The following is a 406-nucleotide window of genomic DNA, read 5'->3' on the forward strand; positions in this document are numbered from 1 at the left end:
CGGTGTTGTCGCCGGCAATGGTGAAGGTGGTGATACTGAGATCGCCATCGACGCTGCTGCCATCAATCACATTGCCGCTGACTTCAGGGCTGTCCTCGACGATGCTGCGAGTTTCATTATCATCGCTAAAGTCATCGTTCACCGGGGTGACGGTCAAGGTCAGGGTCGAGGTATCTGTCGCGCCCGAGCCATCGGTTAAGGTGTAAGTGATCACCGGCACGCTGCCGTTATAGTTGGCGGCAGGGGTAAAGGTGTACTGGCCATCGCTGCCCAGGCTAAAGGTGCCGACACCGTTGAGGGTGACGTCACTGCCATCGGCATTATAGACGGTGTTGTCGCCGGCAATGGTGAAGGTGGTGATACTGAGATCGCCATCGACGCTGCTGCCATCAATCACATTGCCGCT

The 406-nt window shown here is 56.9% G+C and carries 1 protein-coding gene; it reads right to left on the bottom strand.

What is annotated here, in order from left to right; all coding sequences use genetic code 11:
* Positions 1–406: Ig-like domain-containing protein (locus tag K5R16_RS22330; RefSeq protein ID WP_220740623.1), on the bottom strand; the 406-nt coding region annotated here is incomplete at both ends.

The sequence above is a fragment of the Shewanella sp. c952 genome (genome assembly GCF_019654975.1).
Taxonomy (GTDB): domain Bacteria; phylum Pseudomonadota; class Gammaproteobacteria; order Enterobacterales; family Shewanellaceae; genus Shewanella.